Genomic DNA, 12,579 nt, shown 5'->3' with positions numbered 1-12,579 from the left:
CTGCCGGCGCGCCGACGGCACCAGCGTTGCTGCGTGGATGGTCGAGCACGGCCAGGCGCTCGATTGGCCGCGCTACAGCCACGGCGCGTACGCAGGGCAGCACGCAAAGGCCGAGGCGGCAAAGGTCGGTCTGTGGGCCGGAACGTTTCAGGCGCCTTGGGACTGGCGCGCCGGGCATGCGAACGGCGCGAAGCCGGCTGCCAGCAAACCGTTAGGGATCATCAGCCGGCGGCTCGTCGCGCAGAGCGGCTATTCGTGCGAGCCGCGGCGAACGTGCAAACAGATCGGCTCGTGCGAGGAAGCCAACTGGTATCTGCAGAACCGTCCCTGGGGCGGAAAGCTCGACCGCGACAAGGACGGCATACCTTGTGAGAGCCTGTGTTAGCGCTCGGACGAAGGTCGCTTGGGGGAAGTAGAAATGGACGAGAAATTTTACAATCGTGTCGGCGGTGATCGGATTTCATCGCGTCAGATCGATGAACTCATAGGGCTTGCGCGCGGCCTGGCTGCGGACGGGGCTATCACCAAGACCGAGGTCGAGTTTCTTCAAAAGTGGCTGGCAGCGAATGCAGAGATCAGCGCTCAACCAATCATCCGAATCTTATACCAGCGGGTCAATGAAATCCTCGAGGACGGAGTGCTCGATTCAGATGAACACGCCCAACTTTTGGATACGCTAAACAGCTTCTCTAATCGCGATTTCGAACTAGGAGAAGTGCTCAAGCCGACTTCGCTTCCACTCTCCGATCCCGCCCCGACCTTAACGTTCGCCGGGCGACTTTACTGCTTCACAGGCACATTCAATTTTGGCCAGCGAAAATATTGCGAACAGGCGATCGCCGATCGCGGCGGCTTTTCGGGTGGTCTCAGCCAGAAAACAGAGTTCTTGGTGATAGGGGCCTACGCCACAGAATCGTGGAAGCATTCGTCGTTCGGAGACAAAATCGTCAAGGCAGCCGGCTGGCGCGACCAAGGGTTGCCGATCTCGATCGTCGCCGAAAGCCATTGGGTCAGCTTCCTCTGAGAGTGGCGACATATGCCCCTGCACGTCCGACATGCTATTTTAGCTGCACTCCTTAGCCAGTCGCTCCCCGCGGAAGCCGGTCAGTTCTTCTGCGCCGCCGATCTCTCCACAGGGTTCAAGTTCACGGGCACCGGATGGTTGTCGACGAATTTCATTGTCACGGACATGCGCTTCACTATCGCGCCTGCCGACAGTAGCGGCAGCACGTATACAGTGACCAAGCTTGGTGAAGCCTATCCGACGCACCGGTGCACGAACGACCTGCCTCCAGGAGGCCCGATTCATCTCCTTTGCGGCGGGCTCGGTTCCGGGTTCGTGTTCAATGAGGCCACTCTTCGGTTCCAAGAAACCTATGGCTTCGGCTTCATCGATGGCGATTCCACACAAGATACCCCTGCTATCACCATAGGGAAATGTAGCTCGATTCCGTGAAGCGCGACGACTATGTGGGAAGGTTGTGTGGGACCGAGCCGCATATCGGAAAAAACGGTACTTAAGTGCTTGATTTTCTTGGCGCACCCGACAGGATTCGAACCTGTGACCTCTGCCTTCGGAGGGCAACGCTCTATCGGTTGCGACTTGGCGAGTAGTTGGTGCATGCGAACGCGGCCTCTCGAGGGAATCACGATGGCATGCTTCTCTTCCCCTCCCAGCCGCGCATACGCCAAGCTGCGACATCAATCGAAGGAATGCCCGTTCTTCCAAAACCGGCTGAAAAACCGGCTGAATTCCAAAAATCAAGCCGGTACCGACTCACCTCATGTGTCAAAAAGCGCAGGGAAATCAATTGGATGGAATGGTGCGCCCGAAGAGATTCGAACTCCTGACCCCCAGATCCGTAGTCTGTTCCCCAGGGAAGCTCTACCCCTGCGGCGATACAGATGGTCATGCAGCTTCCTCGAGTGCCGCTTTACGCTTCTTCTTCATCAGGATCTCGCGGACAAAGTTGTCCCACCGCGCCATGGCAGCACGCTTTTCCGGCATATAATTCCAGCGATCGTAGCTCTTGGAACTGACGTCCTGGAGAGTGTGGTTCTGCAATCGGTCTCGGATCTCTTTCGAGAGCCCTGCCTTTCCAGCAAGCGTCTTCCAGGTGCGCCGGAGATCGCGATTTGTCACGACGGGGATAACCTCGCGATCGCGTTGGCGCCACATGAACGAATAGAGCGTGCCATGGCTGACCGGCTTGGACGGGTCGGTTGCGGATGGAAAAAACCAGCCAAAATCATTCGGCTTGATCGACCCGATAAGCTCGGCTGCGATCTTGGGCACGGGGATGGCGTGAGGCTTTCCATTCTTAGTTTTGGACCAATCGATAATGCGCTCAGCCGCATCCCATTGGTCGACGTGTAGCCTAGCGATCTCCTCGACGCGCTGGCCGGTCAGCATAAGAATTCTTACGGCACGCGTATAAGGAGGGTGGACCGGTGCATCGGGAGATTCGAGCCAGCGATAGAGACGGATAAATTCCTCCTCGTCCAACCAACGCGTTCCAACCTTCTTTGGTTCGGTCGGAATACCAGCAGCCGGATTGTAGATGAGACGAAAGCGACGGACCGAGGTCGAGCGGTAGTCGTGCTCGGATTTCAGCCCCCAACTGTAGGCGGATCGAATATAGCTGCGAACATGATCGGCCATGGACCGTTTGCCTCGCTGATAGATCGGGCGAATGATGTCCCTGATCTCATCAGGCTCGACGTCGCGGGCAGGGCGGTTGCGACCGAGCGAATCGGCGATCTTGTTCAATCCCTTTTCGGCCTCCTTCCAGGACGGTTTTCCATCTGCCTTGAGCGACGCGACGTAAGCCTCAAACAGATCGGCGACCGTGCCGGGTCGCGTGTCGCCCGCAATCTTGATGCTCCGTCCCTTCTGGATCATGTCGGCGAAGTCGCGTTTGAAAATCTCGCGGGCTTGGCTGAGGCCCATTGACGGATACGAGCCGAGCTTTTTCTTCAGACGCTTTTGGTCTCGCCATTGCTGGGCCATCCAGTCCGCCGTTACCCGGGTTGGCATTGGCTTTATCACGAGAACGAGGCGGCCTGTTCCGTGGCCCTCGCCATCGACAAGGTTCTGCTGCTTTCTGGTCTCCTCGACCTGCTTCAAAGCGCGGCGAATCTCTCCATCGGTAAGGCTTGGCACTGGGGTCTCCCGTAGGCTTTCGAGTGGGATCGGCTGACGGGTAATAGGGGTCTGTGGTTGGGCTCAAGACGGGCTTCGATCCCCCTAAAACCGACCCCAATATGCCACGATATCCGACTCTGCGACAAGTCGAAAAAACAATATATATCAATGTGCTAAAGAGTGATCGTGCGTGATTGAAAAGAGGTGAGTGGGATGATTGTGGACCAGGATAATGGCGGTCGCCGAGAGTTCGAGCGCGCGCTTGATCACTTCCCGCGGGTAGACGGGCGTGTGGTCGACAGTGCCTGTCTGCTGCACCTCGTCGGCAATCAGCGCATTCTTCTTGTCGAGGAACAGGATGCGAAACTGCTCGCGCGCCTCGAAGGCCATGGCTGAACGGCAATAGTCGAGAAGCTGCTGCCAGGACGAGAGGATCTCGCGGCCGTGGACCTCGCCGCGTGCCATGCGCTGCGCCGTCGCGGCGACAATTTTCAGGTCGAGTGCCACCGCCGGGCCGATGCCCTTGACCTCCTGCAGCAGGCCAAGAGGCGCGCCAAGCACTTCGGCCAGCGTGCCGAAGCGCGCCAGCAGCGCCTTGGCCACCGGCTTGGTGTCGGCGCGAGGGATCAGGCGAAAGAGCAGAAGTTCCAGCAGTTCGTAATCGGGCAGGGCGTCCGGACCTGCCGAGGCAAAGCGCTCGCGCAAGCGGTCACGATGGCCGAGATAATGCGGCTTTTCGTCTGCCGCCTTGGCTTTCGCCGCTGGCCGCATCGGCACTTCGGCGAAGAAACTCCGCTCGTCGTCGTCGCTGATGTTCCCCATATGCCGCCCACACTCCTCCGATGCGAACATTAAAACCGTTCTGGACTGGATTGAAAACCGTTCTGTTCTGCGAGCGTGAGATGACCGGCGCGGGGGGCATGCCAGCTTTTGCCATCAACTTCCGGCTTCTCTCGTGCAGGCGCCAAGATGAGACCAAGATTGCGCAACAAAACTTAACATCACTTCACGCATGCAGCCACTTTCACCTGAAATAGTCAGAGCATCAGGGGCTCACCGCCTCGCTGTTCTGGAGCACGCATGTTCGCCAAGATCGATTCTGGAATGTTCACTGGCCGGGCCTCTCTTGCGGCGATGGCAATCCTGTTTTCAACGCATTCGGGGATCGTGCTGGCGGCCGACGCCATTGCAGTCGATGCCGACGATTTCACCCCGCCGCCCGAACCTTCCCGTTTCGGGCGCATCGAACAAAAACTGGCCGACTGGCACGTCGTGCTTGGCGGTGGCGCCATCATCGTCCCCAAATACGAGGGCAGCGACGAGTTCAAGATCATGCCGGTGCCTTTCGTCACGGCCACATTCCGCGACACGGTGACGATCGATCCGACAGGTGCCAACATCGCCGTCTATGACCAAGGGCCGTTCGCATTGAGTGCGCGGCTTGGCTATGAGATGGGTCGCAAGGAAGACGACTCCGATCACCTGCGCGGCTTGGGCGATGTCGACATGGGCGCGACAGTCGGCGCGAAGGCCGCGGTGAAGTTCGGCCCGGCTGAAATCTTCGCACAACTGGACAAGACCATCGGCGGCAGCGATGGCCTGTTGGGCACGATCGGGATCGAGGTGACCCAGCCTCTGTCGCAATCGTTGATGATCGGCGCCAGCGCATCCGTTGTCTTCGCCGACGAAAATCACATGCAGGCCTATTTTGGCGTCACGCCGGAACAGTCGGCTCGTTCGGGGCTGGCGCGCTATGATGCCGGCGCCGGGTTGAAGCGCGCCGATTTTTCCGTCTCCGCCACATATATGCTCAACGAGAACTGGATGGTGCGTGGCCAGGCGGGGGTCGGCATTCTTGTGGGTGACGCCGCCGACAGCCCTATTGTCGTCGACAAGATCCAGCCTTCCGGGATGCTTCTTGTCGGATACAGGTTTTAATGCCCACACAGGTAACGATGCAGGCTGCGGCAAACGCGAGCCGGAGCGATTTGAACGCCAAGTTCAAATCGGCAAGGCAGGATTCGCGTATCCTCATTGTCGAAGACGATATCGAGATCGCGCGCATGCTGGGTGAGACGCTCACCGATAATGGCATGATCGTGGAAATTGCTGAGAGCGGCGTCCAGATGAATGCCGCGCTTCGCAATCACAAATTCGATCTCATCGTGCTCGATGTCATGCTGCCGGGTGAGAACGGTCTCAACATCTGCCGCCGTCTTCGTGCGGGAACGAACATTCCGATCCTGATGCTGACCGCGCTTGGCGAAGAAATCGACCGTATCTTCGGACTGGAAATCGGCGCGGACGATTATGTGACGAAACCATTCAGCGCGCGCGAACTGACGGCCAGGATACGGGCGCTGCTGCGCCGCACGACCTATGCTCCCGACGAGCGGGACCGGTCGAAGGTGCTTCGCTTCAACGGCTGGAGCCTCGATCCGATCCGCCGGCAATTGCATGATCCGAGCAATGCGCGGGTTGCGACGACGACGCATGAATTCGACCTGCTGCTTGCGTTCTGCCGCAATGCGGGCCGGGTTCTCTCGCGCGAAGAACTGCTCAGCGTGACCCACGCCGGGCTCGCCGGACCGATCGAACGAAGCGTCGATGTGCATGTCAGCCGGATCCGCCAGAAGATCGAAAAGGACGCGCGCGATCCGGTGCTTCTCAGGACTGTTCGGTTGGGTGGCTACATCTTCACCGCAACGGTGGAAGAAGCATGAGGGGTTTCGTTCGCCGTTTTCTGCCCCAGTCCGTGCGCGGGCAGTTTGCGGCAATCATTTTCATCGCGGTGATTGTGATCATGTCCGTCGGATCGGTCGTCGAGAGTTTCATAGAGAACGTCGACCTTCCCGCTGTGGAAGATAGCGCCAGGCGAGCGGCCGTTTTTGCTGCCTTGTTGCGCGAAACGCCAGCGGAAGCGCGTGGCGCAATTCTGGCGACAGCTGCGCGAGCTGGTTTTGATCTCAAGGTGCTGCCCAAGGAACAGATCCGCAGCATTCCCTATTCCTATCTGCAGTGGCGAAGTATCGAATGGCTTTTCCGCATCGACAGGGGGGCGGTTGATGGGCGCTGGATAAGGATCGGCGGCCGATACGCGTTTGTGATCGACCTCGACCAGCATGACGTCCTTGCTCATTTCGGTATGCCCGATTCCTGGCTGACATCTGGCCTCGTGCGTGCCTCGTTCTACAGGTTCATGGCGTTCGTCGCCTTGCCCGTCCTGATTTGGCTGTTTGCGGTATGGGCCGTAACGGACCCGCTGAAGCGCATCTCGGCGGCAGTCGGTTCGACCGAGATTGAGAACAGCGACCAGCTTTTCGTCGAACGCGGCTCCATTGAGATGGTTGGGCTGGCGCGCGCCCTGAACAGGATGAGAACGCGTATCCGAACGATGATAGAAAACCGCACGCGCATGTTGCGCAGCGTCAGTCATGATCTGCGCACGCCTTTGACGCGGCTGCGGCTTCGCGCCGAGCGCATGGATGATGGCCCCGTTCGAACCGCGATCCTCTCCGATGTCCAGCACATCGAAGTCCTGATCGACGAGACCCTGACCTATCTGCGCAACGACGTTTCGACGGAGAAGCTGCAGCGCGCCGACATTGCCAGCGTTCTGCAAACCGTCTGTGCTGATTTCTCCGATGTCGGGTTTCCGGTCTCATATTCCGGACCGGATCGGCTTCTGGGCTGGTGCAAGCCCAATGCACTGGCGCGGGCGATCGCCAATCTCTGCGACAACGGGGTCAAATTCGCTGGCACTGTCACGGTCGCATTGACGGCGACCGACACGGTGGCACGCATCACGGTTGGCGATGACGGGCCGGGCATTCCGATGACGGCGCGCGCTCGTGTTTTCGAACCGTTCTTCAAAGAAGATGCGTCGCGCGGCATTGCATCGAAGCATGGCTTTGGCCTGGGTCTTTCGATCGTTGCCGACATCGTCCAGGGACACGGCGGCAGGATCGAATTGCAGGACAATCAACCCAACGGACTGGTCGTCACCATCGACCTGCCGAATGGTCCAAGTGCCCAACCGTCTTAGACGGCCTCGTGCCGGGTAAGACGACGCGCTTTAAGCCGGCAGGCCGGGGCGGTCGAGCTTTTTGGGCGACAGGGTGAAAATCTCGCAGCCGGTGTCGGTCACGCCGATCGTGTGCTCGTACTGCGCCGACAGCGAGCGGTCGCGCGTCACCGCGGTCCAGCCGTCCGACAAAACCTTCACGTGCGGTCGGCCGAGATTGATCATCGGCTCGATGGTGAAGATCATGCCGGGCCGCATCTCGACGCCCTCATTGGCACTGCCATAGTGCAGGATGTTCGGTGCGTCATGGAAAAGCTGGCCGACGCCGTGGCCGCAGAAATCGCGCACCACCGAGCAACGCTCACCCTCGGCATAGGTCTGGATGGCGGCGCCGATGGCGCCGGTGCGGGCGCCGGGCCTGACCGCCGCTATGCCGCGCATAAGGCATTCATGCGTGACTTCGAGCAGGCGCTCGGCAGCGCGCTTGATCGTGCCGACCGGATACATGCGCGAGGAATCGCCGTGCCAGCCGTCGAGGATGTAGGTGACGTCAATGTTGACGATGTCGCCATCCTTGAGCGGCTTGTTGTCGGGAATGCCATGGCAGACGACATGATTGATCGAGGTGCAGGACGATTTCGTGTAGCCGCGATAGTTGAGTGTCGCCGGCAGCGCGCCGTGGTCCATGCCGAATTCGAAGACAAAGCGGTCGATGGTTTCGGTGGTGACGCCGGGCTCGACCATCGGCACCAGTTCGTCGAGACAGCGCGCGGTGAGATCGCATGCCTTGCGCATGCCGGCAAAGCCGTCCTCGCCATAGAGGCGAATCTGGCCGGTATTTCTGAGCGGTGCCGTGGCGGCGTCGAGATAGGTGACCATTTTGTCCGTGTAGTCGGTAGGGCTCTGCAAGAGAGCCGACGTGAAAATCTCCCCAGATTTGGCACTTGAGGGCAAAAGGTTCAAGGAAGAACTGCCTGATGCAGCCGTGCATTCGGGATATTTGCCTTGCATGGGGTAATGTCTCGCCGGGTTTTGCCCGGTTTACTTTCCTTTCTGGCCATCGTGCGGTAGGGCGGGTGATGTTTTCGAGATCGCGCCCCTTCACGGCCAGGCAAGCCAGATGGCTTGAAGCGCCGCTGACGGCAGCCTGCTCATGCCTGATGGGCATGGTGCTGCTGGCGATGCTATGCCTCGGCCGGCCGGCGGCGCCAGCCTTCGCGGATAGTGCGCCGAGCGGTGCCAGCATCGGTGTCGAGCGGTCTGGCGAGGTGGCGGCGCTGCTGCGTGTCACCGGTAAGGTGCAAGCGCTGGAAGTTCGCGCCGTCCGTCCGGCCTTGGTCAAGTTCGCCGGCGGCCACCCCGCCCTGCCGGTCCCCGACGCTGTCTTCCCCGGGGTCGAGCGCACCCTGCCGGGAGCGGCTGTTTCGGGATACGGAGCGGCCTCGGCTCCGAGGGCGGGCACCAACCAGCCGCGCGCACCGCCGGGCATCGCGGCCTAAGCGGTCCAGAGCCGCACCCTTCACCTCATCGCTATCCCTGTTCGCGTCGTGATCGTGCGGCGGCTGTGGCCGCGCCGCGGTCGCGCGGCGCGGCATTTCCGGACTATTTCAATGCAACAACGCATCAAGACTTTCAAAACCCTGTCGCGTGCGGCCTCGGCTGCCGCGTTCCTCTCCGTTCAGGCGCTCATCTGCATCGGAACCGTCTATTGGGCGGTTGCCGAGACACTCGGCCTGTCGCCGATGTCGGCCCTTGTGCTCGGCGGCATCTTCGCCGTGCCGACGATATTTGTGCTGATCACCGCGATTCGCATGGCTTTCGACGCGGAGACGGATCCAGCGAACCAGTGAGCGCAGTCGCCCAAAGTATATCCTCAATTGTTTTGGGCGACGTGGCTGTTCAGCGACCCAAGTGACGACACATTTCTGGGTCAAAAGCCCGTCAAAGCAACTTTTGACGACGAATGGCGTTGCCTCGGTGACGCCGGTTCGGGAGATAGGAAATGGACAGACTGCAATTCGAGGTGCCGGTGCGCATCGCACCCGCGCCCGGCCTGCCAGTCGAGGAGATTTACGGCGTCGAGCAGGCGCTCGATTTTCTTCAGGACTGGCCTGCGCGCCGTCAGGGCCCGATCTATCAGAAAGCGTTCAACGCCTGCTTTGGCGCCACGGTGGACGTGGTCAAGACCGAGGATGCCTGCCGGGCATTCATGGCGTTTTGCCGGGCGAGCGGACTGATGGCCAGGGACATGATGACGCCGCGCAAGCGCGGCGGTGAGGCAAGGGCGCTCCAGGCCTGAGGGCCGTCGCCCGTTTCACCTGCCCAACGCCAACGATGGCGTTTGAACGCACACGGCGATGTCGTGGGCGTATGGCTGCGCCTTTTGTCCCCGACGACCTCACCAGGCGCACCAACGTCAGCGCCGTTAAGCTTCCGTTTCCACCTTCCCGGCTACGCCATTGCTTGTTGGCAATGGTTGATTCGTTGCGTCAGTCTCATGGTTCGGAAGATGTCCCTAGAAAAAGTTCGTGCATTCCCGATCGACCGTCAGGTATTCTTGGTCAGGGAAGTTGCCGCCAAGCTCGGCAATCTGCATGGCGAGACCGCCACCTCCTTCTGGAGGGCCAAGGCGTCGGAGTTGCTCGATCGCGTGGTCGGATCCGGCAGGGACAGAACAGCAGCCAGCGATGAAGTGCGCAGGTTCTTCCTGGCCGTACAGAGAGAGATGATGGCCGAAACGGCTGCGGAGTCGATGCCAATTCTTTCCGCTTAAAGCTGAACCGGGGTAGCAACACATCGGTGTTCGCCACCTTCGACAGCAAGTTCGCCGATCGGATGCAGACCATGGCGGCAATATCGAGTTCAGGGTGAACTGGTAGGCAAGGGCACGGAGTGCTCGCTGGCTCGGTATCCGATGGAGTGGGTCCCGGTTTGCCGCGCATAAATCCCATCGCGAATGGATGGCAGTCCTGCCCCATAGCGGGTCACTTGCCACCATCTCCGCAATTGCATTGTTAGCAAACGGTAAACTGTCGCCGGCAATCGTCCACGTGGGACGCGGGCTTTTGGTCGTGTTGCTGCCTTTAATGCCGTCGATCGGCCATGAATCCCCTTGTTCTGGATGCCAATAGATCACTGGTCAAAATTGAACGGAACTTTTTAGCCGTTCGTTCATATATGCGTGCTTTCTAATCTATGCCATGGTCTCCAATTGCTTCACCCGAATTCGGCTTGTGGCGGACGGTATATGCCGGAGCACCCGCGCAAATGTTGCCACCATTTTCGCCCTGACCTTGCCGATCGTTGTCGGCGCCGCGGGCTTCGGTGTCGAGACCTCCTATTGGTACTACAACAGCCTGAGACTGCAGGCGACGGCTGATGCCGCCGCCTATGCCGGCGCGCTTGAACAGGTCTCGGGTTCCGACAAGCCGACAATCGTCGCGGCCGCGACCCAGTCGGCAGCGACGAACGGACTGGGCTCGGGCACCATCGTCGTCAATACGCCGCCAGCGTCCGGACCGAATACGGCGAAGAAAGCGGTCGAGGTGATCGTCGGCCAGAAGCTCGACCGGATGTTTACCTTGATCTTCACGCAGGCCCAGGTTCCCGAACAGGCGAGGGCGGTCGCCCTCATCACCAACGCCTCGAAGGCCTGCATGACCGCGCTCGATCCGGCCGCCCCGCAGGCAGCGCTGTTTTCCGGCAATACTATCGTGAAGGTTACCGGCTGCGTGGTGATGTCCAATTCGATCGCCCCTGACGCCATCAAGCTTCAGGGCTCGGCGGGCCTCCAGATCGATTGCCTGATTTCGGCGGGCGGCGTCTCGCTCAGCAATCCCGTCACTACGGTCTGCGCGGCCCCGATCACCCAGGCGCTGCCTGCCGCCGATCCATTTGCCGACCTGCCAGCCCCGGCGGCCTCGAACCCTTGCCAGAACGACAACAAGCCGACGCTGAGCCCAGGCACCTATTGCGGCGGCATGACGCTGAAGGGCAATGTCACGCTTTCGCCTGGCGTCTATGTCGTTCAGGGCGATCTTAAGATAAACGCCAACGCGGCCATTATCGGCAGCGGTGTGACCATCTTCATGTCGGGCAGTTCGACCGTCAGCATGAATGGCAACGCCTCTGTGAAGCTCAGCGCGCCGACCTCGGGCACCTATTCCGGTATGCTGTTCTACGGCGACAGGACCGGTACCCCCGCATCCAGCACATTCAACGGCACAGCGGACTCGCTGCTGACCGGAGCCATCTACTTCCCCAAACAGCAAGTAAACTATCTTGGCAACTTCTCAGGCAACGGCGGCTGCACCCAGGTCGTCGCCAATACGATTCAATGGTCCGGCAGCACAACCATCAACCAGGATTGCACGAGCCTCGGAATGCGCGACATTCCGGCGGGGCTGTCCGTGGCGCTGGTAGAGTAGCCTCCGTGGAACGCCGATCGGCGCCGATCCTCAGCGATAAAGCGGGCGTTGCGGCGGTCGAGTTCGCGATGGTGCTGCCCATCCTGTGCCTGGTGCTGCTCGGCATTCTGGACGGCTGGTCCTACGTAACGAGTTCGCTGTCGATGCGCGCCGGCGTGAAGACTGCCGCGAACCTGGTCATGGGCGGATCGACCAATGATACGGCGACCAAGGCCGTTGCCATTGCGAGCTGGGAGAATCGGCCGGAGGATGGCCAGGTCACGCTAAGCCGGACTTACATGTGCGGGACGACCGTCGTCGACGCTGCCACCTTGTGCAGTGGGCCGAAAGCACCATCGGTCTATGTCCAGATCCAGGCATCGGCCACTTGGGTGCCGCCCATTGCCTTCGGCGCCTTTGCTGCTTCCACCACCATCGGTCACCAGGAGATGATCCGTGTCCGCTAGGGCAAGCACGTTCGGGCGGGATCGATCGGGCGGGGCCGGGCTGGAGTTCGCGCTGATCGCGCCTTTCCTCGTCATGCTGCTGTTCGGGATCTTCGCCTTCGGCTGGTCGATGAACTCGGTCTCCAGTGTTCGCTATACGCTGGAGACGTCCTCGCGTTCGCTGCAGCTTCAGAACACGCTGACCCAGGCCGACATCCAATCGATCGCCACGCAGAAATTGCAGGCCCTGGGTTTGAAGGATGTGAACGTCACGATCGCCATCGACCCGGCGAGCGGCGGCTTCCGCATGGCGCATCTGACCGCCACCTACGCCTTTGTCATCGACTTCCCTTACTTCAGCGCCTTCCCGATCAACTACGCGACAACCGTTACCGTGCCGCTGGTCGGCGGCTAGGCTCTGACAGGACAGCGATCGGCGAGACCGCGCGCTGGGCGCTGCTTACTTGTACGCCTTGAGCGCGATCAGACCACAGAGGATGATTATCGCCGTCAGGATCAGCGCCCACGACACGACGTTATGCGATAGACGCCTCCGGC

Annotated in this window: 17 protein-coding genes; 13 read left to right on the top strand and 4 right to left on the bottom strand. The window is 60.3% G+C overall.

Annotation, left to right across the window (positions count from 1 at the left end; translation table 11 throughout):
• The 3 genes from C8D77_RS32765 to C8D77_RS32755 form a co-directional block, all read left to right on the top strand.
• The coding region (locus C8D77_RS32765) for an excalibur calcium-binding domain-containing protein (protein WP_146211849.1) at positions 1–385 on the top strand (385 nt) is incomplete at its 5' end.
• Positions 386–418: 33 nt separating this feature from the next.
• Positions 419–1,024, top strand: a complete 606-nt coding sequence (locus C8D77_RS32760; protein WP_109671555.1) for a BRCT domain-containing protein — start codon at positions 419–421, stop codon at positions 1,022–1,024.
• Positions 1,025–1,036: 12 nt separating this feature from the next.
• Positions 1,037–1,456: a hypothetical protein gene (locus tag C8D77_RS32755; protein WP_109671554.1), complete on the top strand. Its 420-nt coding sequence runs from the start codon at positions 1,037–1,039 to the stop codon at positions 1,454–1,456.
• A 190-nt stretch (positions 1,457–1,646) separates the two neighbouring features.
• Here C8D77_RS32755 and C8D77_RS37380 read toward each other — a convergent pair whose 3' ends face one another.
• The 3 genes from C8D77_RS37380 to C8D77_RS32745 all read right to left on the bottom strand — a co-directional run bounded on the left by C8D77_RS37380 (position 1,647) and on the right by C8D77_RS32745 (position 3,967).
• On the bottom strand, positions 1,647–1,913 hold the full coding sequence (locus C8D77_RS37380) for a hypothetical protein (RefSeq protein WP_146211848.1): 267 nt from the start codon (positions 1,911–1,913) through the stop codon (positions 1,647–1,649).
• The gene (locus tag C8D77_RS32750) at positions 1,910–3,163 is read right to left on the bottom strand and encodes a tyrosine-type recombinase/integrase (RefSeq protein ID WP_109671553.1); all 1,254 of its coding nucleotides are present in this window, start codon (positions 3,161–3,163) and stop codon (positions 1,910–1,912) included. Before C8D77_RS32750 ends, C8D77_RS37380 begins: the two co-directional genes overlap by 4 nt.
• Before the next feature lie 147 nt (positions 3,164–3,310).
• Positions 3,311–3,967 (bottom strand): JAB domain-containing protein, encoded by a 657-nt coding sequence (locus tag C8D77_RS32745; protein ID WP_109671552.1) that lies wholly within the window; start codon positions 3,965–3,967, stop codon positions 3,311–3,313.
• 258 nt (positions 3,968–4,225) lie between these two features.
• On the opposite strand from C8D77_RS32745, the gene C8D77_RS32740 reads away from it, so the two are divergent.
• Genes C8D77_RS32740 through C8D77_RS39000 form a run of 3 tightly spaced genes read left to right on the top strand, consistent with a single transcriptional unit; the run spans position 4,226 to position 7,190 of the window.
• Positions 4,226–5,083, top strand: coding sequence for a MipA/OmpV family protein (locus C8D77_RS32740; protein WP_109671551.1), 858 nt, complete (start codon positions 4,226–4,228; stop codon positions 5,081–5,083).
• 17 nt (positions 5,084–5,100) lie between these two features.
• Positions 5,101–5,868: a response regulator transcription factor gene (locus tag C8D77_RS32735; protein WP_170136887.1), complete on the top strand. Its 768-nt coding sequence runs from the start codon at positions 5,101–5,103 to the stop codon at positions 5,866–5,868.
• Positions 5,865–7,190: a sensor histidine kinase gene (locus C8D77_RS39000; RefSeq protein WP_109671550.1), complete on the top strand. Its 1,326-nt coding sequence runs from the start codon at positions 5,865–5,867 to the stop codon at positions 7,188–7,190. The genes C8D77_RS32735 and C8D77_RS39000 overlap by 4 nt, the downstream gene beginning before the upstream one ends.
• A 30-nt stretch (positions 7,191–7,220) precedes the next feature.
• Here C8D77_RS39000 and map read toward each other — a convergent pair whose 3' ends face one another.
• Positions 7,221–8,048, bottom strand: a complete 828-nt coding sequence (gene map / locus C8D77_RS32725; protein ID WP_109671569.1) for a type I methionyl aminopeptidase — start codon at positions 8,046–8,048, stop codon at positions 7,221–7,223.
• A 200-nt stretch (positions 8,049–8,248) separates the two neighbouring features.
• On the opposite strand from map, the gene C8D77_RS32720 reads away from it, so the two are divergent.
• From C8D77_RS32720 to C8D77_RS32690, 7 genes are all read left to right on the top strand, one after another.
• On the top strand, positions 8,249–8,668 hold the full coding sequence (locus tag C8D77_RS32720) for a hypothetical protein (RefSeq protein WP_109671549.1): 420 nt from the start codon (positions 8,249–8,251) through the stop codon (positions 8,666–8,668).
• A gap of 111 nt (positions 8,669–8,779) precedes the next feature.
• Positions 8,780–9,019 carry a hypothetical protein gene (locus tag C8D77_RS32715; protein WP_109671548.1) on the top strand — a complete coding sequence of 80 codons (240 nt, stop codon included), beginning with the start codon at positions 8,780–8,782 and terminating at the stop codon, positions 9,017–9,019.
• Between the two features lie 152 nt (positions 9,020–9,171).
• Complete coding sequence (locus C8D77_RS32710; RefSeq protein ID WP_013532001.1) at positions 9,172–9,468, top strand: DUF982 domain-containing protein; 297 nt, start codon at positions 9,172–9,174, stop codon at positions 9,466–9,468.
• 42 nt (positions 9,469–9,510) lie between these two features.
• Complete coding sequence (locus C8D77_RS38565; protein ID WP_245462834.1) at positions 9,511–9,942, top strand: DUF6074 family protein; 432 nt, start codon at positions 9,511–9,513, stop codon at positions 9,940–9,942.
• A 427-nt stretch (positions 9,943–10,369) separates the two neighbouring features.
• Positions 10,370–11,596 (top strand): pilus assembly protein TadG-related protein, encoded by a 1,227-nt coding sequence (locus C8D77_RS32700; RefSeq protein ID WP_170136886.1) that lies wholly within the window; start codon positions 10,370–10,372, stop codon positions 11,594–11,596.
• Between the two features lie 5 nt (positions 11,597–11,601).
• Positions 11,602–12,042, top strand: coding sequence for a TadE/TadG family type IV pilus assembly protein (locus tag C8D77_RS32695; RefSeq protein ID WP_170136885.1), 441 nt, complete (start codon positions 11,602–11,604; stop codon positions 12,040–12,042).
• Complete coding sequence (locus C8D77_RS32690; protein WP_109671546.1) at positions 12,032–12,436, top strand: TadE/TadG family type IV pilus assembly protein; 405 nt, start codon at positions 12,032–12,034, stop codon at positions 12,434–12,436. The genes C8D77_RS32695 and C8D77_RS32690 overlap by 11 nt, the downstream gene beginning before the upstream one ends.
• Positions 12,437–12,579: the final 143 nt, after the last annotated feature.

It is taken from the genome of Mesorhizobium loti (assembly GCF_003148495.1).
Classification (GTDB): domain Bacteria; phylum Pseudomonadota; class Alphaproteobacteria; order Rhizobiales; family Rhizobiaceae; genus Mesorhizobium; species Mesorhizobium loti.
This window is presented reverse-complemented; position numbering and strand designations above follow the sequence as displayed.